General features: G+C 64.6%; 8 protein-coding genes and 4 pseudogenes. 3 read left to right on the forward strand and 9 right to left on the reverse strand.

The annotated features are described in order from the left end of the window. The 4 genes from ACFWYW_RS56085 to ACFWYW_RS56100 all read right to left on the reverse strand — a co-directional run. A partial coding sequence (locus ACFWYW_RS56085; RefSeq protein WP_379641404.1) for a transposase family protein occupies window positions 1-269 on the reverse strand: 269 nt, incomplete at its 3' end. Window positions 270-691: 422 nt separating this feature from the next. Beyond that, window positions 692-1162: a hypothetical protein gene (locus tag ACFWYW_RS56090; protein WP_379626505.1), complete on the reverse strand. Its 471-nt coding sequence runs from the start codon at window positions 1160-1162 to the stop codon at window positions 692-694. A gap of 277 nt (window positions 1163-1439) precedes the next feature. Further along, window positions 1440-1655 carry a hypothetical protein gene (locus ACFWYW_RS56095; RefSeq protein ID WP_379626507.1) on the reverse strand — a complete coding sequence of 72 codons (216 nt, stop codon included), beginning with the start codon at window positions 1653-1655 and terminating at the stop codon, window positions 1440-1442. 79 nt (window positions 1656-1734) lie between these two features. Further along, the gene (locus tag ACFWYW_RS56100; RefSeq protein WP_379626509.1) at window positions 1735-2334 is read right to left on the reverse strand and encodes a hypothetical protein; all 600 of its coding nucleotides are present in this window, start codon (window positions 2332-2334) and stop codon (window positions 1735-1737) included. A gap of 451 nt (window positions 2335-2785) precedes the next feature. Here ACFWYW_RS56100 and ACFWYW_RS56105 point away from each other — a divergent pair, with 451 nt between their 5' ends. After that, entirely contained in the window at window positions 2786-10726 is a 7941-nt protein-coding gene (locus ACFWYW_RS56105) for a polymorphic toxin-type HINT domain-containing protein (RefSeq protein WP_379626511.1), read from the forward strand. A gap of 9 nt (window positions 10727-10735) precedes the next feature. After that, window positions 10736-10981 carry a hypothetical protein gene (locus ACFWYW_RS56110; protein WP_379626513.1) on the forward strand — a complete coding sequence of 82 codons (246 nt, stop codon included), beginning with the start codon at window positions 10736-10738 and terminating at the stop codon, window positions 10979-10981. A gap of 269 nt (window positions 10982-11250) precedes the next feature. Here ACFWYW_RS56110 and ACFWYW_RS56115 read toward each other — a convergent pair whose 3' ends face one another. After that, window positions 11251-12351 carry an integrase core domain-containing protein gene (locus ACFWYW_RS56115; protein WP_379626515.1) on the reverse strand — a complete coding sequence of 367 codons (1101 nt, stop codon included), beginning with the start codon at window positions 12349-12351 and terminating at the stop codon, window positions 11251-11253. A 541-nt stretch (window positions 12352-12892) separates the two neighbouring features. Between ACFWYW_RS56115 and ACFWYW_RS56120 the strand changes: the two genes are divergently transcribed. After that, window positions 12893-20476, forward strand: coding sequence for a LamG-like jellyroll fold domain-containing protein (locus ACFWYW_RS56120; RefSeq protein ID WP_379626518.1), 7584 nt, complete (start codon window positions 12893-12895; stop codon window positions 20474-20476). 1048 nt (window positions 20477-21524) lie between these two features. On the opposite strand, the pseudogene ACFWYW_RS56125 reads toward ACFWYW_RS56120, so the two are convergent. The 4 pseudogenes from ACFWYW_RS56125 to ACFWYW_RS56140 form a co-directional block, all read right to left on the reverse strand. Then, a pseudogene (locus ACFWYW_RS56125) lies at window positions 21525-22130 on the reverse strand (transposase family protein). 171 nt (window positions 22131-22301) lie between these two features. After that, a pseudogene (locus ACFWYW_RS56130) lies at window positions 22302-22556 on the reverse strand (integrase core domain-containing protein); the annotation flags it as partial. A 66-nt stretch (window positions 22557-22622) separates the two neighbouring features. Beyond that, window positions 22623-22994, reverse strand: a pseudogene (locus tag ACFWYW_RS56135) (transposase); the annotation flags it as partial. A gap of 121 nt (window positions 22995-23115) precedes the next feature. Beyond that, window positions 23116-24126: pseudogene (locus ACFWYW_RS56140) on the reverse strand (IS256 family transposase); the annotation flags it as partial. Window positions 24127-24131: the final 5 nt, after the last annotated feature.

Here is a 24131-nt window from a genome sequence, read left to right on the forward strand (position 1 = left end):
AGCAGCCCGGGCACCTGTTCACGGAAGGTCTGCCGAGGGCATCCCCACGCCGGGCAGAGCAGACGCCGTACGTGTACTGACACCACCACCTGCCGCCCGTCTACCGGGACGTCAGTGACCGTCCGGCTGCCGTAGCCATGCACCCGGCCGGTCAACGTCCCGCACATCGGGCACGGTACTGGCTCGTCGCGAGTGCGGGCCAAAACCCGGATGAGATGGTCCTCGTCATTGACACCCTGGATGACCAGGGCAGACAGCCCTGCAAACACCACACCCGTAAGATCGCCGATCTTCAGCACGGCTCAGACTGGCAGATGATCACTCGGCGCCACCACCGATTACGGGCCAGAGCCGTTCACACTGGACGGACCCGTGCCCGGCCCTACCGCGGCATCGGCCAGTCAAGCCCATCCCAAGCTGAAGCCGGACCGCCCTCGCCAGCCGACCTGGCCAGCCATCAGGTCCACCGCAGAACCATCCTCGGTGGCCTCATCAACGAGTACCGGGTCGCCAACTGAAGCCAGGAAGAACCCGCAGGCCAGACGCCGAATCCTATTATTGAGCCCCACAGGATGGAGTGCAGGGACAGGGTGTGTGGGTCGGGGATACCCGCCGCGCCGAGACGTGTCTCGTTGAGCGTTCCCTATACGGACACTCCGGAGAAGGGATCGTGAGAGCCCGATGAGCGTGATCACCAGAACGTAACTATCGGCTCCCAGAAAACGTGCACGCGATCTGCCCCGTACCGGTTGATGACTGCGGCGGCAAAGGTGGAGTCGCGCGGCGCGACGCCCACTCCAACCTTGTTGATCTCTGGGTTGACGTCGGCCCCCACGATCACGGGGCTCTCCCTCACGCTGCGCCAGAACTCCTCCTCGGAGGCGTATCGGCCAGATTCCCAGAGCGCTTCCCAGCGGGTGATCTGATCCTCGAAGATGATGTCCGCCAGGCGCCGTAGCTCCCGCAAGGTGTAGCGCTGTGCAACCACGTTGAGATGGTCAGGATGGGCGAGCACGGGGCGGACCTGCGCGGCCACCGCAGCGGCGTCACCGATGACGCCGAGACACATCTTCACGCTGCCCTTCGGCTCGGCGGTGTACTCCCACCAGACGCCTCCCAGACGATCAGGATGATCGTCACCCCAGCGCGACAGCTCGGCCATGTCCGACCTCAGCTCCGACCGTTGCCGTAGGGCGGAGTCCGGCCACTCTTGGTACTCCTTCGGCGCAAGCGACGCGCCATCGCCACTCATCTCCCACCTCCAATAGATCCACAGCACCGGTGATGGGCAGGTCGGCCAACAGCGATCTGGACCGGACCTGGCTCAGCTGAGTCCGTCAAGGCCAGCATGCGACTTGAGCCGGCCAACTCCACGGATCTCGGCAGCGGCCAGCCCGGCATGCGAAGCGATCCCGGTGAACGGGGGAGTGAGGCTTGGGCTATGCGCTGGCGGCGGCGTGCCACCGCCGCAAAATGGCGTCGTCGTCGGCGTGGCCGAGCCGGTTTTGTTCCTCGGTGATCGCGAAGGGCAACCAGGCGTCGTAGTCAGGCTCGCCGGGCGCGATGTCGCGCAGGCCATCGATGCGGGTTCCGTCGGGCAGCGTGGCCGTGGTGGGGACGCGGAGCACTCCATCCGGCAGCAAGATCGCGCTCATGTGCAGTGTCTCCCTTCCGTCTCATCGCTCACGTGCTTGTCAGCATAGCTTCCCCCGCGACGCTGGGGGAGAGCACCGATCAGCCGATGCCATAGCGGCCCGACAGCCACGCATAGACCTGCTGGGCCGCGCTCTCCTCCCCTAGGAGCTGGATCAGGCGCCGGGCCCGGCGGGTCAGCAGGCACGCGAAACACTCCGCGAACAGCTCCGCGACATCCTGCCGGTACGGCGGAGCCAGGTGCGCGGCGCGCCGGGCGTGCAACGCCAGCCAGAACGTCTCTTGTGACGCTCTGTCGTCCATGTCGTCGACCGCATGACCCAGCTCGTGGGCGGCGACGCTGACCGAGGGCGAGGGGACGCTCCCCACCCCGATGGCCCGGCGGGCAGGGTCGTAGACCCCGGCGCTGACCTCCCAGGTACCGGCTTGCAGCGGAAGCTCGACCTCGCGCAGATAGGTAAAACCGGGAAGATCGGGAACGGCGCCCGGACCGACGACGATCCCGCCGCTCAGATGGGCGGCCAGCTGCGTAGCCAGGCGGCGGGGAACGGCCGCGATCGTCATGATCGCTAACAGAGATTCCGCGGGCGGGAAGACGCCTGGCTCCCACGCGCGGGTCAGCCGCCCCTCCAAGGGGCCGACGTGCAGCCAGCCGGGCCGTCCTCTGCTGTGGTCGGCCACCCTGTCCCCTTGTCCTGCCACGCTCCTCTGGTGATCACGAACTGTATCGGTCCAGGCCGGGTGATGCCGTCCGTACATCCAGTAGGCCATGCGGCGCCTGCGGGAAAGGGGCCCCGGGGAAGCGGTACAAGGCGCCTCTGACGAGTCCCATGGTGACGTCCAGGCCTGTTGCTTTAGTGGCCGCAGATCCTGGAAGCCTCCGGTCGCCACCTCCACGATCTGGCACGCGCGGCTGAGCCTATGAACCATTTGCCCCAATCATCACTCTCTGTACATTCAATAACTCAATTCTGATCTTGTGGTTTGTCTGCGGAGATAGTTACGATCTGCCCGTTTGGTCTTGGCTCTGAGCCTCCGATGGAGTGGGCGTTGTCCATGTCGGTGAGCAGAGCGACGTCCGGCAACCCCGCTTGTCGGGGCTGCCCCTCGTTGGTTCGGAGTGTGACGGCGCATGCGTCGCTATTCGTCATGGGCTCGTTCCCAGCTTGCCTTGCTGTCGCTGGCCGGGCTGGTGCCCGGTTTGCTGTCATTTCAGGTGCTGCCGGCCGTCGCCAATGATCGTGTCGCTTCGACAACGTCCGCAGATGGACCGATCCAGACGCCCCGGCAGGCGACCGGTACGGCCGCGGGCCTGCCGTCGCTGACTTCTGCCGAGGCGACGCGGACCACCGCGAAGGCGGGCATGCCCGCGCAGGAGGCGGAGCCGCCGAAGGACGCGTTGCCGGAGGAGCAGCGTGAGGGGTTGACGCGCGAGCTGGCCGCGGTGGAGCCGCCGTGCGGGAATGAGCAGCGGTGGCAGTGGGGCGCGTCGTACGCGTACGGTGCGCGGGTGTATTCGGGTGGCCGCATCTGGGCGACCACGATGAACATCCCCGGAAATCTGAACTCGCATCCGCCGCACGAGGATCAGACGGGCTGGCGCCTGATCGGGCCGTGCCCGCCGCCGCCGGCGCCGCAGATGGTATCGATGACGCCGGCCAACGGCGCGTTGCTGCTGACCGAGGAGCCGACGCTCAAGATCAAGGGCTCCACGTGGCAGGGCGCGACGATCAGCTTCCAGTTCGAGGTGTGTGACGGCCCGGCGATGACCGGCTGTGTGACCAAGGACGTGTGCTGCGCCCTGGACGCCGAATGGAAGGTGCCCGACGGGACGCTGTCGTGGGGCCGGCAGTACTGGTGGCGGGTCAAGCTTCACGACGCCTCCACGGTCGGCGGTCAGAACTCCACCACGCCGATCCGGTCGTTCACGGTGGGGGTGCGCCAGCCGACGATCACCTCGCAGCTGGCGACCTCGGGCGTGTCCGGGCAGGAGTTCCACCAGCAGGCCGGTAACTACACCACCAGCTTCACCGATGCTTCGGTGCCGGTGGCCGGCCCGGCGCTGTCGGTGGTGCGCTCCTACAACAGCATGGACACCCGGCGCACCGGCGTGTTCGGGGCGGGCTGGTCCACCCGCTGGGACATGCGCATCACCCCGGAGAACGTTCGCGGCCGGGAGGCAGCGCTGGTCACCTTCGCCGACGGGCGCGAGGTGCGCTTCGCCGACAAGAAGAACGGCAGCTTCCAGCCTCCGCCGGGCCTGTACGCGACGCTGGCCAAGCCTGCCGAGGGCGGCTGGAGGCTGATGGACAAGGCCGCCACCACCTACCTGTTTGATGCCGTCGGCCGGCTCACGAAGATCACCGACAAGCGCGGGCGCGCCCAAACGCTGGAGTACGGTGCCGACGGCAAGCTGGCCAAGGCCACCGGGACCGGCGGCCGGTCCCTGACCTTCACCTGGACCGGCGCCCACGTCACCTCGGTCGCCACCGACCCGGTCGGCGGCGCCCCGCTCACCTGGACCTATGCCTACACCGGCGACGTGCTGGACAAGGTGTGCAATCCGGCCAACGAGTGCACCATCTACGGGCACAATCCCGGGTCGCTGTATCGCAGCGCCGTACTGGACTCCGACCCGATGGGCTACTGGCGGCTGAACGAGGCCTCCGGCACCACGGCCAAGGACCTCGGCTGGGGCGCCGGCGACGCCCGCTACTCCGCCGCCGCGCTCGGCAAGCCGGGCGCCTTGTCCGGCACCCCCGACACCTCGGTCCAGGTGACCAACACCGCCTACGTCGATCTGCCGGCCGACACCGTGCAGAAGGCCGGCGAGTGGGCCACGCTGGAGACCTGGTTCAAGACCACCGCCACCGGCACCCTGATGCGCACCAGCGGCCCGTTCGTACCCGCGCACAAGGTGATGCAGGTCGACGCCGGCGGCAAGCTGGCAGCCTCCTACGAGCCGATCGGCAGCCCTATTGTCTCCGCCGCGCCGGTCAACGACGGCAACTGGCACCATGCCGTGCTGACTATCGCCGGTGACACGCAGACATTGTATGTGGACGGCCAGGTCCAGGGCACGCTGACCGAGCAGGTCTCCAACACCGACTACGTCACCAACCTGGAACTCGGCGGGATCAGCGGGCAGGTCGACGAGGCCGCCGTCTACGACCGGCCCCTGTCCGAGGCCGAGGTCCAGCGCCATTTCGCCGCCCGCGCCGAGGCGCCGCACAAGCTCACCTCGATCACCCTGCCCTCAGGCCGTACCTGGGCGGCCAACGCCTACGACGTCTCCACCGACCGGCTGAAGACCCACACCAGCCAGCACGGCGGCACCTGGACGATCAACGAACCGGTGATCAACCGCAGCACCGGCATGTCCACCGTCACCGTCAAAGACCCCGCAGGCGAGACCATCACCTCGGTCTACGACGCCTGGCGCGGCTACCGACTGGTCTCGCAGACCGACCAGCTCGGCAAGAAGACCAGCTACACCTACGACACCGGCGGCTACCTGTCCAAGGTCGTCGACCCCAACAACGTCACCGTGCAGCGCACCAACGACAAACGCGGCAACGTGCTGACCACCACCACCTGCCGCGCCGCCGGCAACTGCCAGACCCAGCGCACCCAATACCACCTCAACACCGGCGACCAGTTCGACCCCCGCAACGACCGCCCCATCAAGCTCCGCGACCCGCGCTCGGCCAGCGCGACCGACAACACCTACGCCACCACGATCGACTACAACACCTTCGGCGAGCAGACCAAGCTGACCACCCCCGCCACCCCCGACTTCCCGCAAGGCCGCACCGTAGGCCTCACCTACACCGACGGCAGCGAACCCGCGGTCGGTGGTGGCACCACCCCGGCGGGTCTGGCCAAGTCGAAGACCGACCCGCGGGGCAACGCGTGGAGCTACCGCTACACCGCCGCCGGGGACCTGGTCGAGCAGACCTCGCCGGAAGGGCTGGTCACGAAGCTGGAGTACGACGCCGTCGGGCGGCTGGACAACTCGACGCAGGTGTCGGCGGCCTTCCCCGACGGTGTGAAAACCACCGTCACCTACGACGGCGCCGATCGGGTGGCGACCCGCACGGAACCCGCGGTGAAGAACGAGGTCTCCGGCATCACGCACACGAAGAAGACCACGTTCGCTTACGACCCGGACGGCAACACGCTGAGCGAGACCGTCACTGACTTGACCGGCGGCGATGCCGCCCGGTCCACGGTTTCCACCTACGATGGCCAGGGCCGGGCCGAGACGATCACCGACCCTGAAGGCGGCGTGGTCCGGCAAGCGTGGAACACGCTCGGCCAGCTGGCCCGGGTGACCGACGCCCGCGGAACGGTGATCGAGAACGGCTACAGCAAGCGTGGCGAACTCACTACGCGCACGTTGAAGGGGTGGACGGGCAGCCCGGTCAATCCGCAGCCCGCCCAGGACGTGGTGCTGGAGGCCTTCGCCTACGACCCCGGCGGCCGTCTGGCCATGCAAACCGATGCGATGGGCCGCAAGACCTCGTTCACCTACTTCACCGACAACCTGCTGTCGAAGAAGATCGCCGACGACGCGAAACTGAACGGCGTCACGACCGCCCGGGACGTGGTGCTGGAGGAGCACACCTACGATGCCGCGGGCAACCAGGTCAAGCTCGTGGCGGGCGGCGGTCTGGCGACAACCGAGGTCGTCTTCGACGCCGCGAATCTCATCACGTCGCAGACCTTCGATCCGGCCAAGCTCAAGCGCAAGACGGTCTTCACCTACGACGCCAACGGCAACGTCGTCAAGACCAGCCGCAGCGGCGCAGGATCGACCCGCGCCGAAAGCACAGAACACGTCTACAACAAGGACAACAAGCCGACGCGGGAGACCGTCGAGAACGGCGATGTAGACCTGGTCTCCACCCTCACCTACGACGACCGCGGCCTCGTGACGGCGATGACCGACCCGCGGGGCAATGTCGCGGGCGCGTCGGCTGCCGACTTCACCACCACCATGCGCTACGACGCGCTGGGACGCCTGGTCGAAGCGGTCGGGCCACAGGTGGCGGTGGACAAGGCCGGCTCCAGCACCAACGGCAAGCCGACCATCCGGCTCGGATACGACACGGTGGGCGCGACCACGCACAACACGGACGCCGAAGGGCGAACGGTCACCTCCGCTTTCGACAAGGCGGGCCGGCTGACCAGCCAGATCGCGCCCTCCTACACCCCTCCCGGCGGCACGGCAGTCACCCCGACAGTGACCCACACCTACGACGCTGCGGGCCAGCTGATCAAGACCACCGACCCGCGCGGCAACATCTCCTCCTTCGAATACGACCAGCTGGGCCGGCAGGTGCGCAGCACCGACCCCGCGCCCGCCGGGCAGAGCGCGGGCCAGTCGGTGACGGAGTACTCCCTGGCCGGGCAGACGCTGGCGAAGATCGACCCGACCGGAGCGCGCACCGAGGCGACGTATGACGACCTGGGCCGGGCCATCACCGCCACCGTGGTGGAACGCAAGCCGTCCGCGGCGGCGTATACGACGAAGCTGGAGTATAACGACGCCGGCGTGCTGACCAAGGAAATCGCGCCCGGCAACCGGACCACGGGGTTCGCGGTGAACGCGGCCGGTGAGGTCACCACCCAGACCGACCCGGCGACGAACAAGACGGTCATGGACTACGACCTGGCCGGACGCCTGGTCAAGACGACCGACGGCGAGGGCAACGCCACCGTCGCCGAGTACGACCTGGCCGGGCGCCTGATCGGTGCCCAGGACCTCAACGCGACCGGGGCGATGGTCCGCTCCGCCTCGACCGCCTACGACGCTGCGGGCAACCCCGTGTCGGCGACCTCGCCCGAGGGTCACATCACGCGGCAGACCTACGATGCGCTCAACCGGGTCACCTCGCTGATCGAGCCGATCGCAGCCGGCGAGTCGATCACCACGTCGTTCGGCTACGACGCCAGCGGCGCGCGGACCCGGCTGACCGACGGTCGCGGCAACGCCACCTGGACCAGCTACAACACCCTCGGCCTGGCTGAGAGCGTGACCGAGCCGGCCACCGCGGCGCACCCGAACCTGGCCGACCGCACCTGGACCAGTATCTACGACCAGGCGGGCAACCCGACTGCGTCGCTGCTGCCCGGCGGGGTGCGCATCGACCGCACCTTCGACCACCTGAACCGCCCCACCGCCGAAACCGGCACAGGGGGCGGCGCCGCCACAGCGGAGCGCACCTTCAGCTACGACCTGGCCGGGCGCGCCACCGCGATCGGCGACCTGACCGTGGACTACAACGACCGCGGCCTGCCCCTGAACGTGAAGAAGGGCACCGTCCAGCAGACCGGCTACACCTACAACGAGCTCGGCAACCCCTCCCAGCGCGTCGACGCCGCCGGGACTGCCACCTTCACCTGGGACAACGTCGGCCGGCTCGCGACTGCGGTCGACCCGGTCACCGGCCGCACGCTCACCTACGGCTACGACAAGTCCAGCCGCCTCAAGACGCTGACCGGCAAGACCAGCGCCGGCGCCGCCGCCGACTCCCAAACGTTCACCTACGACGCCGTCGACCGTCTCGAAACCCAGACGTTAAAGAACGGCGCGGGCGCCCAGCTGGCGAAGATCACCTACGGGTGGGACAAGGACGACAACCTCACCGCCAAAACCACCGCAGGCACCGCAGGAGCAGGCACCAACACCTACACCTACGACCACGCTGGCCGCCTCACCTCCTGGACCGCCCCTGGCGGCACCAAGACCGACTACGGCTGGGACGCCTCCGGCAACCGCACCAAAGCCGGCACCAAAACCTTCACCTACGACGAACGCAACCGCCTCACCACCGGCGACGGCACCGACTACACCTACACGGCGCGCGGCACCCTCGCCACCGAAACCAAAAACGGTCAGACGACAAACCTGACCTTCGACGCCTTCGACCGCCTGATCGCCGACGGCGAAAGCCTCTACAGCTACGACGCCCTCGACCGCGTCAGCTCCCGCATCCGCGGCGCCGCCAAGCAGACCTTCGCCTACTCCGGCCTCGGCAACGACCTGGCCGCGATCAGCGACACTTTCGGCGGTGTCCAGGGCCGCTACGGCCGTGACCCATCCGGTGCCCTCCTCGGCCAGCAAGAAGGCACAGAACCAGCGGCCGGCACGCTGACCGACCTGCACGGCGACCTCGTCGCCACCTTCACCGGCAGCACGCTGACCACCACCGCCGCCTACGACCCGTTCGGCACCGTCACCGAACGCACCGGCGCCAAGACCAACCTCGGCTACCAAGGCGAATACACCGACCCCGACACCGGCAAAACCAACATGCACGCCCGCTGGTACCAGTCCGGAACCGGTACCTTCACCAGCCGCGACACCGCCACCCTCAACCCCAACCCCTCCGTCCAGGCCAACCGCTACACCTACGCCAACGCCTCACCCCTCACCGGCATCGACCCCACCGGCCACGCCCGCGAATCCACCGGCCTGGACCCCGGCTACGCAGGAGACCCGTGCGGCGCCTCCGGATCGATTCAGCGTTGCGGCGTCGGCGCCACCGATTTCATGCTCGTCGGGGGTTCCGTCGGCGGAGGCGGCGGCAGCGTGGCTTGCAGCGGGGCCGGCCTGGATAAATGCGGTGGTTTCGAGCTCACCGGCATCACGGTGATGACCGAAGAGGAGATGAAGCGGCTCGGTCACCTTCCCAACGGAATGTGGATCGAGGACCTGAAGGGATTTTGGGAAGGATCTAAGAAGATCCGCCAAAAGATCATCGGCATGGCCTACGCAGGTAAGAGCGAGTTGGAAATCCTCTCGGCCTGGGCACAGTACAAGCTCGGCGGAGATATGGGCAGCGCCGGGGGGAAGAATGTCCCGGAGCCCAGCACGTGGGGAATGGCAAAATGCAAGAAAGAGTTGGGCGCTAAGGCCTGTGATGCGATGCAGGCAGCAGCCAAGCTTGCCAGGCAAGCCCTATACTTTGACCAGTACTGCCTCGGAGAGGGAGACGCCCATAATACGGGTTGCAATGGAGCCGCGGTCGCGCTAGGAATCAATAATATTGAATGGGAGATCCTCAAGCAGGCCAGACTCAATCACATTAAGCTTCCGGATCACTGGTTCAACCGGTTTATGATCTCCGTAACCAACTTCTTTTTCGAGGATGCGGACAAGTGCGTAGCGGGAAGCTTCGTATCGTGTGCCCTTTTCCTCTCGAACTTCATTCCGGGCGGGTCTCTAGCCAAGCTGGCGGGTCGCGCCACAGGAAAGCTCGCAGGCCTCTTCAAAAAGTTCGACAACGCCTTCGAGGTCGCAGCCAAGGCATGCAAACATAGCTTTACGCCAGAAACCAGGATCCTTATGGCGGACGGAAGCTATAAGAAGATCTCCGAGATAGAACTCGGTGAACGCGTGGTCGCAACCGACCCGACTACCGGGATCACCGCTGCGCGGGCCGTAGTCGATGTCATCGTCGGCCAGGGCGTGAAGGGCCTCGTCAAGATCGCCTTCGGCGACGAGTCAGCTTCAAAGCCTCAGCGTTCCACAGTTACGGCGACAGATTCGCACCCGTTCTGGGCTGCCGACTCCAAGGAATGGGTCGACGCGGTTGATCTGCAACCTGGCAGATGGCTTCGGTCCACGACCGGGGCCTGGATTCGAGTGCAGAGCGTCGAGCGGTGGACAGCACCGCAACAGGTCTACAATCTATCGGTCGAAGGTATTCATACCTACTACGTGAAAACGGAAGACGCCAGCGTCCTCGTTCACAATTGTGTAACCGTCGACATGAAGATCGTGAACGAAAGCTGGCGGCGTATGGGATTCAATTCCATGCCAGACTTTGGCGACGTTGCATGGGGAGGTCGCAGCAAGGCCGATGCCATGAAACTGGCAACACCGGAACAACTGGCCAAAATGAGAAAGCTTGGTCTAACCAAGGTAGAAGCGGAGCACTGGCGAAACTTCTATCTGAACGTCCATCAGAAGTCGGCCGCGAAGCACGCCAATGATCCAAGCAAAATCAACCCTAGCGCTCGTTCGCGGGCGGAATTGTTTCAGTGGTACATGGACAATCTTTAGAGAGAGACAGTGAAGTTTCATATTAAAACCGACAAGAAGATCACAGTGGCCTTCGAACCCACGGCGGCCGAATACGAGCTTAATGCAGGAGAGAAGATACTTGTTGAGTGGTTCGAAGGGGGGGATGATGGGCAGGTGTCTCTAGAATCCGATGAGTTTGTCATATGGGCGCCCGGCGGTGGGTATACACGTGCTTGGAATTCAAATGGGGTCGAGATTTATATCGGCCCTGAGTCGGGTCCGGAATCTGAATAGCGATGCGCGTCTACCTCATATCGACAAGCCCTTCTTCGAAGCGTCGCATAATGAAGGTGGCTGAGCGAGTGCCGACGTTCACGCGATTCACCTGAGTCGCCGCTTTCCGAGGCCACGGGCGAGCGGAGGTTCGCAACAGGTGCATGCTCGTCGTTGGCGGTTCCGGTGCCGGACGTTCCGGGACGGCGCCCACCGCCGTGCATGTTCAAGAACGTCGTGGCATCGGTGTTCTGTGGGCCTGCGCCTGCCGAAAATTACGTCCGTGCAGTTCAAGCGGCGTGTGAGTATTCGTGGAGGATTCCTCCGAGTCGGTCGTGTCGGCGGATGTTCAGGGCTGTGATGCGCGTCGGGTCGGTGATCGGGTCGGGTGCGGCGCGGAGTGGGGCGGCCTGGTCGAGGGCTTGATGGGTGCGAGGTTCGTTGTAGAAGCGTTCGTACTCGGCCAGGGCGTGGCGTAGGTGGTGTTCGTTCCAGATCAGGTAGCGGTCCAGGAGTTCGCGGCGGCAGGTCTGCACCCACCGTTCCATGATGGAGTTCATCCGTGGCATTCGGATGCCGGTGAGCACGGTCTGGATACCGGTTTCGGCGAGAATCTCGTCCATAAGGACGGGGAACTTGCCGTCCCGGTCGCGGATCAGAAAGCGTACCCTGCAGCGCGCATCCTCCAAGTCCATGACGAGGTTTCTTATCGCTTGAGCGACCCAGGCCGCTGTCGGATGGGCGGTGGTGCCGAGCACACGAATACGTCGGCTGGTGTGCTCGATGACGGCCAGGATGTACTGGCGCTGCCCGGTAAGGGTGACGGTTTCGATGAAGTCGCAGGCCAGGAGCGCGTCGGCTTGTGATCGCAGGAAGTCGGCCCAGGTGGTGGATGCTCGTTCGGGTGCTGGGTTGATGCCTTCCTGCTTGAGGATCTCCCAGACCGTGGACGGCGCGACCTTGAGGCCGAGCGTGGTGAGCTCGCCGTGCACCCGCCGATACCCCCAGGAGGGGTTCTCCCGGACCAAACGCAGCACGAGCATGCGAATGGAGCGGACCGTGGGTGGGCGCCCTCGCCGCTTCGGCCGGCAGGTCCGGGCGTGCCGCTGTTTCACGATCTCGCGGTGCCAGCGCAGGATGGTGTCCGGGCGGACGACAAGCCGGAGCCGACACAAGGCTGCGCGGGGAAGCGAGGTCAGAAGTGCCGCCAGGAAGAGGCGGTCTTCGGGGGTGAATCTCACCCGCACATCGGCGCCGAGCTGCCGTTCCAAGACCATGATCTGGTGGCGTAGAGCGAGAATCTCGGCATCCTTGTCACGATCACTCATCGGCAGTAGCCGCAAGGCGGCGAAGGCGTTCGTGACGGTCAGATAGGCCAGACTAAGAAGCACGAACGATCATCATGCCGCACCCGTGCTCCTCCACGGACGAGCGAGGAGCGCCTACACACCCTGGGGCTTCGCAAGGCCATGACCTGGCCGGAGGGGATTTTCGGCAGGCGCACACTCGTCACCCGTGAAATCAGGCGGCGGCTGTAAGGGCGGTTTCAGTGAGGGGCTGGGCGGCGCCAGACGGTCACGTTCCGTCCTGAGGCGCTGTGGGGCGGCCGGTGGCGGGAGGCATCTAGGAGAGACGTAGATCGCGCTCTTGTCGCGTTCCATGATCGGTTGTTCAATGGCGAGAGGCGTGCGGAACGGTGTCGTGCGCTGTGGCTGCCTTCGGTGAGTCGTCGCCGCATATGTAACAGTATGTGACTATCTGATACAGAATATAGCTCTTGAGGCGATATAAGGCCGAAGTTAAGATTTGCGTGCTTATGTGATCTTTCTCTGAACCTCCGAGGCGGACGAGTGTGGTTCGTGCTGGGTGGTGAGGAGCCGTGTTCGCGCCCGTGTGTCTGGGGTGCCTCGCTGGTTCGGAGTGTGATGGCGTATGGGTCGCAGCGGTGGGCTGACGCGTTTAGGTCGTGCGAAGGCGTGGTGGGCGGCGTTATTGGTGGCGCTGTTGCCGGGTTTGACGTTCACCACGGCGTTACCCGTCTCGGCCGCCGTGGCTTCGGTGGCGGTCGTGGATGGCCAGGTGGTGCCGGATACGCCGGATCAGCAGCCGGGCTCGCCGCTTCCGCTTCCTTCGCTGGTGGATACCGCCGCGACGACGAGCAGGGAGAAGACGGAGCCGTCGGGGCAGGATCCGCGTAAGCGTAAGGGCGGGTTGCCGGCCGAGGGCCGGCATGTGGAGGAGAATCCGCCGCAGGCGGTTGCGAAGAGTGCTGATGGTGAGGCGCGGCTGGCGGCGGTGTTGTGTTCGTCATATCCGGCCTACAACTCTTCCAGCTCGTATGCGGGCTGGTCGCAGGTTTCGTATCAGCTGGGTATCTGGACGAGCCGGGTGGAGGTGCCCCGGTTCAAGCCGCCGGGTTCGACGTATTACGAGATCACCCCGGAGGGTGCGGGGATCGAGCGGCCGTATTGGAACCGGGAGGGGGATTGCTCGGATGCGCCGCCGCCGGACCCAGTGCGGTATCCGCCGACCTTTGATGATGTGTTCCCGGTCGATGAGATGCTGGTGGATTCGCTGACGCCGTTGCTGGTCGCGCACGCCTACGGCAACAACGGCGGCACCTACATCCGGTACACGTTCGAGGTGTGCGACAACGCCGACATGACCGGTGCGAGTTGTTTTACCTCCGGCCAGCTGGCCGCCGATGTCAACACCTGGCGGATACCTGCGGGCAAGCTGGTGTGGGGCAAGGAGTACTGGTGGACCGTCTCGGCACTGGATGTGGTCTGGTCGAAGACGGCCACGACGCCGACGCTGTCGTTCACCACCGGGGTGCGGCAGCCGGCGATCGGCTCGCAGCTGGCCACCTCGGGGGTGGATGGGCAGGAGTTCCATCAGCTGCCTGGTAACTACACGACGTCGTTCACCGACGCGTCGGTTGCTGCCGCGGGGCCGCCGCTGTCGATCGTGCGCTCCTACAACGCGATGGATCCGCGCCGGGACGGCATGTTCGGGGCGGGCTGGTCGACCCGGTTCGACATGAAGATCCAGCCAGAGTCGGTGGCGGCGGTGCCGACGCTGCTGCTGACCAACCCGGACGGGCGGCAGATCCGCTTCGCCGCCAAGGGCGATGGGTCTTATCAGCCGCCGCCGGGCATGTACGCGACGCTGGTGCAAACGTTCAAGGACGTGTGCACGGCGGGCACGTGTGTGAAGGAGCCGTCCGGGTGGCGGCTGATGGACAAGTCGTCGACCTCCTACCTGTTCGACGCCACCGGCCGCCTGACGACGATCACTGACAATCTGGGCCGGGCCCAGGAGTTCGCCTACAACGGTGATGGCAAGCTGGCGAGCGTGACCAGTCCGGGCGGCCGGTCGCTGAGCTTCACCTGGAACGGCGCGCATGTCGCCACCGTCTCCACCCCGCCGGTGAACGGCCAGCCGCTGACGTGGACCTACACCTACCAGGGTGACCAGCTGAAGCAGGTGTGCTCGCCGGTCGCGGCGCCGAACTGTGTCACCTTCGACTACACCGACGGTTCCCTGTATCGCAGCACCGTGCTCAACTCCGACCCGATCGGCTACTGGCGGCTCGGCGAGCAGACCGGCACCACCGCGGCCGACCTGGGCTGGGGCGCAGGCCCGGCCGCCTACTCCGGCGCCACGCTGAAGCAGCCGGGAGCGCTCGCCGGTACCGGCGACACCGCGGTGACCGTCTCGGGCAGTCAGAAGATCGTGCTTCCCGAGCATGCGCTGGCGCGGGTGGAGGACGCGGCCACGTTCGAGACCTGGTTCAAGACCACCCAGTCCGGTGTGCTGCTCGCTACCGGCGCAGCGTCGGAGGCCGGTTCGGGCCGCGTCTACGTCGGCACTGACGGGAAGCTGCGCGGTCAGTTACGCCGTGCGGGCAGCGGGTCCGGGATCGCGCCCATCACCTCGGCCAATGTGGTGAACGACGGGCAGTGGCATCACGTGGCGATCACCCTGTCCGCGGGCGAGCAGCGGCTCTACCTGGACGGCCAGCAGGTCGGCACCCTCGCCGGAGCGATCACGGGCGGCTGGTCCGCCGACGCGGAAGTCGGGTTCGGCCAGGTGGTAGGTGGCCAGTGGCCGGCCACCCCCGGTACGGCCGGGTCGACGACGTCGTTCGGGTTCAGGGGTCAGCTGGACGAGGTCGCGGTCTACGCCAAGCCGCTGACGCCGGAGGACGTGCGCCTGCACTTTGAGGCTCGCGCGGCGGCGCCGTACAAGATGACCAAGATCACGCTGCCGTCCGGGCGGGTATGGGCCGCCAACACCTACGACGCGGCGACCGACCGGCTCAAGACGCACACCGACAACAACGGCGGCACCTGGCAGATCAGCACCGTCGACTATGCCAAGTCGACCGGGTTGTCGAAGGTGACGGTGACCGACCCCAACCAGAACACGATCGTCACCACCTACGACGCCTGGCGCGGCTACCGCGTCGTCTCGCGTGCGGACCAGCTGGGGAAGATCACCAAGTACACCTATGACACCGGCGGCTACCCGCGTGATGTCATCGACCCTAACGGCAACGTGTTCGGCCGCCAGTGGACCGCGCGCGGCAACCTGTGGGGCAAGGGATCGTGCCGGAGCAAGAGCCAGATTTGGTGTGAGTGGGAGTGGTTCGGCTACCACGAGAACGCCGCTAACCCGTTCGACCCGCTGAACGACAAGATGCACTCGCGCCTGGACCAGCGATCCTCCAGTGCGCTCGACAACACCTACGCCACGCACTGGTACTACGACGAGTACGGGCAGGTGAAGAACGAGACCTGGCCCAATGTAGTCGGCGATGCGATGTGGGGCATCTCCTACACCTACACCGACGGCACCGAACCCGCCATCGGCGGCGGTACCACCCCCAAGGGCTTGCTCAAGACCCAGCGTGACCCCAAGGGCGGCGAAACCCGCTACGCATACACCGCCGCTGGCGACGTCGCCGAAGAAACCAATCCGATGGGGCTGAAAACCGCCTACACCCATGACGCCCTCGGACGAGTCACCTCGAACTCGGTGATCTCCACAGCCCACCCGGACGGAGTGAAGACCACCTTCACCTACGACGGTCTCAGCCGTGTGGCCACCCAGACCGGGCCTGGTGTGCGCAACGAGATCAGCAACGCCACCCACACGACACAGGCTAGGCACATCTACGACGCCGACGGTAACAAGCGCACCGAGACGATCGCGGACCTGACCGGCGGTGACCTTGAGCGCACCACCACTTACACCTACGACGCTCAAGGCCGCCGGGAGACAACCACTGATCCGCAGGGCGGCATCGTGCGCACCATATGGAACAGCCTGGGCCAGCTCACTCGAACAACCGACGCTCGCGGAACTGTCGTCGAGAGCGGCTATTCCAAGCGCGGAGAGTTGCTCACGCGCACGCTCAGAGGCTGGACTGGCAGCCCCGTCGCACCGCAGCCCGCCAAGGACGTGGTGTTGGAATCGTACTCCTATGATCCTGCGGGGCGCCTGGCCTCCAAGGCTGACGCAATGGGCCGCAAGACGTCCTACACCTACTTCGACGACAACCTGCCCTCCCAGCTCATCGCCGATGACGTCAAACTCAACGGCTCCACCACGCCACGCGACATCGTCCTGGAGTCCCGCACTTATGATTTGGCCGCCAATCTGACCAAGAAGGTCACCGGTGGCGGCAAGGTAACCTCCGAACAGACCGTGGACGCGGCCAATCGCGTCACCTCCACCACGTTCGATCCGGCCGAACTGCAGCGCAAGACCACCTTCGACTACGACCTGGCCAACAACCCCATCAAGGTCACCCGAACGGGAGCCGGCCAGCCTCGAACTGAGATCACCGAGTACACCTACAACCCGATCAACCAGCCGACGCGGGAGGCCGTCAAGAACGGCGATCACGATCTGGTTGCCACGGTGACCTACGACGAGCGCGGTTTGGTCAGCGCCGTCACTGACCCTCGGGGGAACGTGGCCGGTGCGACAGCGGCGGACTTCACCTCCACGATGCGCTACGACGTGCTGGGGCGTCTGGTCGAGGCGGTGGGGCCGCAGGTGGCGGTCGACAAGGCTGGATCTAGCACCTCGGCGAAGCCGACCGCCCGGATTGGTTACAACGCTGTGGGAGCCGAAACGCACAAGACCGATGCAGAAGGCCGGACACTCACTTCGGTCTTCGATAAGGCTGGCCGACTGACCGGCCAGATCGCACCGTCCTACATTCCACCTGGCGGGACGGTGGTGACGCCCACTACCGCACACACGTATGACGCGGCTGGCCAGCTGACCTCGACCACCGATCCGCGCGGGAATGTCCGCTCTTTCGAGTACGACCAACTCGGCCGTCAGGTGCGCATCACCGACCCGGCGCCTGCAGGGCAGATCGCTGGTAGGAGCGTCATCGAGTACGACCTGGTAGGAGAGAAGCTGGCCACGGTCGACCCGACAGGGGCGCGGACCGAGGCCACCTACGATGACCTAGGCCGGGCAATCACCGCGACGCAGGTGGAACGCACCCCCACCGCCGTCGCCTACACCACGAAGCAGGAATACAACGACGCTGGCGCGCTGACCAAGAAGATCGCCCCTGGAAACCGCACCACCACCCGCACCGTGAACGCGGCGGGCGAAGTCACTGCGCAGACCGACCCGGCCGCCAACAAGGTGGTGATGGGCTACGACCTGGCCGGTCGCCTGATCAAGACTACCGACCCGGAAGGCAACGCCACCCTCACCGACTACGATCTGGCTGGTCGCCAGGTCGGCGCTCAGGATCTCAATGCCAGCGGCGCAGTAGTGCGCAGTTCCAGCACCACCTACGACCCAGCCGGTAACCCGATCAGCGCCACCTCACCCGAAGGCCGCATCACCAGGCAAACCTACGACGCGCTCAACCGAGTCACCTCGTTGATTGAGCCGCTCTCCGTGACCGAGTCGATCACCACGTCATTCGGCTACGACGCCACCGGCGCGCGCACTCGGCAGACCGATGGCCGCGGAAATGCCACCTGGACCACTTACAACAGCCTCGGCCTTGCCGAATCGGTCAGCGAGCCCTCGACGACCGCGCACCCGAACCTGGCAGAGCGCAGCTGGACCAGTATCTACGACCAGGCCGGAAACCCGGTAGCGTCGCTACAGCCAGGCGGGGTGCGTATCAACCGCACCTTCGACCATCTGGGACGCCTCACCGCCGAGACCGGTACGGGCGGCGGCGCAGCCAGTGCCGAGCGCACCTTCGGCTACGATCTCGCTGGCCGCGCTACGGCGATCGGCGACCTGAGCATCGACTACAACGACCGCAACCTGCCTCTTTCGCTGAAAAAGGGCACCGTCCAGCAGGCTAGCTATACCTACAGCGAGCTCGGCACTCCCAGCCAGCGTATCGATGCCGCTGGGACGGCCAGCTTCACCTGGGACAACGTCGGCCGGCTCTCCACGGCGGTCGATCCGGTCACCGGCCGGACGTTAACCTACGGCTACGACAAGGCTAGCCGCCTCACGTCGATGACCGGCAAGACCAGCACCGGCGCCGCCAGCGACAGCCAGACCTATATCTACGACGCCGTCGACCGCCTCGAGTCCCAGACGTTGAAGAACGGCGCGGGCGCCCAGCTGGCGAAGATCACCTACGGGTGGGACAAGGACGACAACCTCACCTCCAAGACCACCGTGGGCACTGCCGGTGCGGGAACCAACACCTACACCTACGACCACGCTGGCCGCCTGACCTCCTGGACCGCCCCCGGCGGAGCCAAGACCGACTACGGATGGGACGCCTCCGGCAACCGCATCAAAGCCGGTACCAAGACCTTCACCTACGACGAACGCAACCGCCTCACCAGCGGCGACGGCACCGACTACACCTACACGGCGCGTGGCACCCTGGCCACCGAAACCAAGGCTGGCACCACCACTCAGTTGACCTTCGATGCATTCGACCGGCTCGTCGCCGACGGCGACAGCCTCTACGGCTACGACGCGCTCAACCGCGTCACCTCCCGCACCCGCGGCACCGCCAAGCATGCCTTCTCCTATTCCGGCCTCGGCAACGACCTGGCCGCCATCGCCGACACCAGCGGCGCCATCCAGGCCAAGTACGGCCGTGACCCCTTCGGCGACCTGCTCGGCCTGCATGAAGGTACCAGCCCGGCCGCTGGCGCCTTCACCGATCTGCACCGCGACCTCGTCGCCACCTTCACCACCACCGCGCTGGCCGCCAGTACCGCCTACGACCCCTTCGGCGCCGTCACAGCACAGACGGGCGCCAAGACCAACCTCGGCTACCAGCGCGCTTACATCGACCCCGACACCGGCAAGACCAACATGCACGCCCGCTGGTACCAACCCGGTACCGGCACCTTCACCAGCCGCGACACCGCCACCCTCAACCCCAACCCCTCCGTCCAAGCCAACCGCTACACCTACGCCAACGCCTCACCCCTCACCGGCATCGACCCCACCGGCCACGCCACCGCGTCCACCGGCCTCCAACACAACGTCGAAGGCATCTCAAGGGACGAACTCTGCCGCACCCCCAGTCAGTTTTATCGATGCGAAGAGATTCTTATGGGCGATAGCGATATCCTCGCCTACACGGGCACCGGTGTGCCGAGCGGCGGAGGTTACGTCTGCAGCGGAAGCATCTGCTCGGAAACGTTCACCGGTCAGCAATGGTGGTCAGGATATATTCAATCTCCTGAATATATTCTTAGCCTGCCTGATTGGGATGAAGGCGAAGCTGCGCGTATAGGAGTAGTTCCCACAGGTCTTGGCAAGGGGCGTCCGGCCCCGAAGGGGTATTGGAAGGCGTCGGCTGCGAAGCGCCAGATGTTTGCCGACGCATACGACCCCAGCAGGAGCCAGAAAGAGCTCGAGAGGCTGTGGAGCAGCATTCTTTCGGGCGGTGCATCAGGAGGCGGTTCGTCCTACGGGCCGGACAATGGATGTGGGGGCTATAAGGACTGCAGCCCTGAACTTGAGTTCCAGGCATGCGCGCGCAAATATGGGGCGAAGCAATGCCAAGAAAAGAATTGGCGGAAGGGGAAATGGTATAGGCATCAACTCATCGTCGGCGTATGGATTACCGAGACTGCCGAGATGCCCGAGAGTATCAAACGCGACCTCCTTGAGTTGCTCTACAGTCAGGGAGGATTTCCGCGAATGGATCATAAACTAAAATACAAGGTTCAGTACCGCGACACTCTCGATATATGGGTGAGAACCGATTATCTTGAGGTATGCGCCAAGTACAGTTCGTCGGGCGCGTGCGCCAAATATGACACACTTACACGCAAGAGGTATATGTATAGAGAGATGCGAGAATATAAGGGGTGGATTGACATATCCTTCAGGTGGGCTTTCACGAACGAACGAAAGAACTATCTCACTCCTGTCATTACGCGGAGATATTGGGGCAACTGGGTACTAGGATATCCCGGTGATGAATACAAAGACGTGAGAGGTGTGTGCACCTGGGAAATGTCCATCAGGGGTGTCTGCTGAAATAGTGCAAATATATGTCGAGGATCCTATATATGGCCAACAATTGTTACGGCATGACTTGATTCATCCCTTCGATACCCCACTGGAAGGCGCATGCCTCGAAAGCGGTTACGCAGAATATTTCTAGCCACATCAATGATAGTCGTCTTTGTTGCACTCGAAATCCTCTTATTCGTTGTCTTTAGCCGACATATTATCGAACCTCTACAAAGAGGGAAGGATGCGGGCGACGTCCCGCTCTATGTGGCGGACCTGGTTAGTGTAATTTGCTATCGATTCGCTACGATGATGACAGTGCTTGGACTGTCAACCTTCGCTTCATATCGGCCGCGCGACATGTTCATGGGCATCATTCCAATATACGGCGAAATATTGGTGGGCCTCATGTGCTGGCGTCTGGCGTTCTATCCTTTCGTTGACTGGCAGCCCAGGCAAGAAGAACTTGCGCGACTGCACACCGATGTTGCCAGGAGCGATAGTGAATCACTCCCGCTGCGTAGGCGAGTGTCACGGGCCAACCGGCGACCCCGGTACTAAATCTGAGTTTGTTATGTTGAGTGAGCTCTTTCGATCCTGGCAGCTCAGATGGAGATGGGTCCGCGTGGAACGGTGGCGGACGAGAGGAAGCTCGCGATAAGACAGCGGTCGACTAAGATGCGATGCCCACACTGGGAATCGTTGCTGTCCTGCCGTGCCTCGATTCTGCAGTACAATCACACTGCGCCTGCCGAAAATTATGTGTAGTTTTCAAACTCGCATGTACGATCTGGGCTGGTGTTTCTTCGGGTTGGTCAGGTGGCGCGATGGTATTCGTTGATAGCTCCGCTGAGCACTCTGCGGTGCTGAATCCGGCCTTCCAGCGGCATCACGCAGTCCTCGTCCTGATCAGGTGGGCGTTGTTGGCGGGACTGGTGCGGGCGGTAGTCTCTCGTTGTCAGGCTTCGCTTCTGGTGCCCCCGACATCGGAGTGGGGGTTGTTCCGGACGGCGCCTACGCATCAAGGCTTGGAGAGGTACTCCGACAAGGGGAAGCGATCATGGAGCCCTTCTCATCCTCGGGTGAGCTCGTAGTTCTGTAGGACGGCGATGGCCTTGCAGAGCTGACCGGCCTTGCGTGGGCAGCAGGGGAGCTTGCGGAGGATGCGCCAGGTCTTGAGCTGTGCATTCGCGCGTTGGCCGGGGCCGCGTAGGCGAGCATGTGCGCGGTTGGCCTGCTTCTGGGAGTCTGGCTTGTTCTTTCCCTTGTATGGTGTGCCGATCGGTCCTTCGGCGCCTTGGTAGCCCTTGTCTGCGAGGACGATTCAGTCGGCCTTGACCCGGTCAGTGTGGACGAGCATGCCGTCCAGCACCAGGTAGTGCAACCCGTCACGAGCAGATTGGCGTAGGGCCTGGTGGTGCTTGGGAGCTCTGGCTCTCAGCTGGGCGAGGGTCTCTTCCACGTACCGCCAGGAGGTGGTCAGCGACACCCTAAACCCCGCGCCCAACTCGGCGAACGTCTCGCCTTTGCGCAGGTAGACCAGCACCAGCAGGGCCTGCTGGCCGGGGTGAGCCGCCGCCACACCGAGCTGATCGCCTTGCGGGTGCCGCCTGATGATCCCCGCGACGTAGTTCAGCGTTGAACGCGACAAATCGATCGCAACACGGTAGAACAGCATCCGAGACCCTGGTGTTGGCGGATGGATTGTGGTGATCAACCCGTCTACCAGGGGCTTCTCTATGTGATCAGACGAACGGCAGAGCCGCGATCATGATGAGACCCGCAGGCTCCGGCGGAGGATGAAAAGGGTTCAAAGGGAGCTTGAATCGCCCCGAGTTTGATGGAGACCTCAGCGGTTGATTGCTACGGGTTCGTTGGAGTGGTGTTGAGCGTAGTAGAGCGCCTCGAACTCCTGCGGCGGTAGGTGCCCGATGGCTGAGTGCAGGCGGGTGGCGTTGAACCAGGCGACCCATTCGGCGGTGGCCAGTTCCACCTCCGACAGGCTGCGCCACGGACCGCGGGGCTTGATCAGCTCGGTCTTGAACAGGCCGATCTGCGATTCCATCAGGGCGTTGTCGAGCGCGTCGCCGACGGTGCCGATGGAGGCGTCTGTCAATGGCCTGTGAGCTCGGCTCAGGCGCATTTTGTGTGGTGGAGTTACTGTCTGTGATTAGTGTGCGTGGAGGATGAGTTTGCGGAGAAGATCTAGGTTTGCCCGGCCGTAGCGACTGCGCTTGAGGGCTTTCACGCGTGTCACGTTGCCCTCAACTGGGCCGGATGAATAGGGCAGCGAGAGACCGTTGGTGACGGCGCTTTGGTCGGCGCGCAGGCTGCGGGCTAGGGAATGCAGGCGGGGTATGGGGCCGGCGTCGACCTGAGCCAGCCAGGGTTTGAGCGCGGTTTGCCCGGTTCGGTTGGCCATCATCTGGGCGAATGTGGTGACGTGCCGGTCAAGGGCGGCCAGTTGTGGGCTGCGTTTCAGGATGGTGGCGAGTCGTTGTTTCTCCTCGTCGGTGAGATGGTCGGGATGGCTGGTGATCCATCGGGTGACCTCGCGGACGGTTGGGTTGAGGACGGGCGAGGTCCGGTGCGGGGCGCCGCTTCGGAAGGGTTCGAAGGTAGGGGAGTGTCAACTTAACGGCTGATCTTGGTTATTGAAGTGTTCAGAGGTTGGCAGGGGTAAGACGGTCTTCGAAGGCGATCTGGAAGGCGTTCAAGGGCGCTTTCCAGCGCATGGTCCATCTCTTGCGGCCCTGCCCTGTGGGATCCAGGCTCATCAGGGCCATGAACACGCACTTCAGGGCGGCGGTCTCGTTCGGGAAGTGGCCGCGGGCTCGGACGGCCTTACGGATGCGGGCGTTGACGCTTTCGATGGCGTTGGTGGAGCAGATCACCTTGCGGATCTCGACGTCGAAGGCCAGGAACGGCACGAACTCGGCCCAGCTGGTCTCCCACAGGCGCACGATCGCTGGGTACTTCTTCCCCCAGGACTCCGAAAACTCATAGAACCGCTCCAGCGCCGCCTCCTCGGTCGCGGCGGTGTAGACGGGCTTGAGCGCACGCGCGATCTTGTCCCAGTCCTGCCGGGCGGCGTAGCGGAACGAGTTGCGCAGCAGGTGGATCACGCAAGTCTGCATGATCGTGCGGGGCCAGAGCGCCTCCACCGTTTGAGGCAGGCCCTTGAGCCCGTCGCAGACCAGCATGAGCACATCGTCGACACCGCGGTTCTTTAGCTCGGTCAGGACCGCCGGCCAGTGCTTGGCGCCCTCACCGCCGTCGCCGGCCCAGATGCCCAAGATGTCGCGGTGCCCCTCGGCGGTGACGGCCATGACGAGGTAGATGGGCCGGTTAGCGACGTGACCGTCCCGGATCTTGACGTTGATCGCGTCCACGAACAGGACCGGGTAGACGCGATCGAGCGGCCGGTTCTGCCATTCGGCCATCCCGTCCATGACCTTGTCGGTGATGGTAGAGATGGTCTGCTTGGACACGTTCGCCCCGTAGACCTCGGCCAGATGCGCGGAGATCTCTCCGTGAGTCAGCCCCTTGGCCGACAGGGACAAGACCATCTCGTCCACGCCGGACAGCCGGCGCTGCCGCTTGCGCACCAGCTGGGGCTCGAAGGTGCCCGCCACATCGCGCGGCACCCGCACCTCCACCGGCCCGACGTCGGTCACCA

Origin of the sequence: Nonomuraea sp. NPDC059023, assembly GCF_042740095.1 — a bacterium.
In the GTDB taxonomy this organism is placed as follows: domain Bacteria; phylum Actinomycetota; class Actinomycetes; order Streptosporangiales; family Streptosporangiaceae; genus Nonomuraea.

Excerpts from the sequence above, each read along its gene's own strand:
- ACFWYW_RS56090 (WP_379626505.1), bottom strand. The coding sequence starts at position 1,162 with ATGGCCGAGCTGTCGCGCTGGGGTGACGATCATCCTGATCGTCTGGGA.
- ACFWYW_RS56095 (WP_379626507.1), bottom strand. The coding sequence starts at position 1,655 with ATGAGCGCGATCTTGCTGCCGGATGGAGTGCTCCGCGTCCCCACCACG.
- ACFWYW_RS56105 (WP_379626511.1), top strand. The coding sequence starts at position 2,786 with ATGCGTCGCTATTCGTCATGGGCTCGTTCCCAGCTTGCCTTGCTGTCG.
- ACFWYW_RS56120 (WP_379626518.1), top strand. The coding sequence starts at position 12,893 with ATGGGTCGCAGCGGTGGGCTGACGCGTTTAGGTCGTGCGAAGGCGTGG.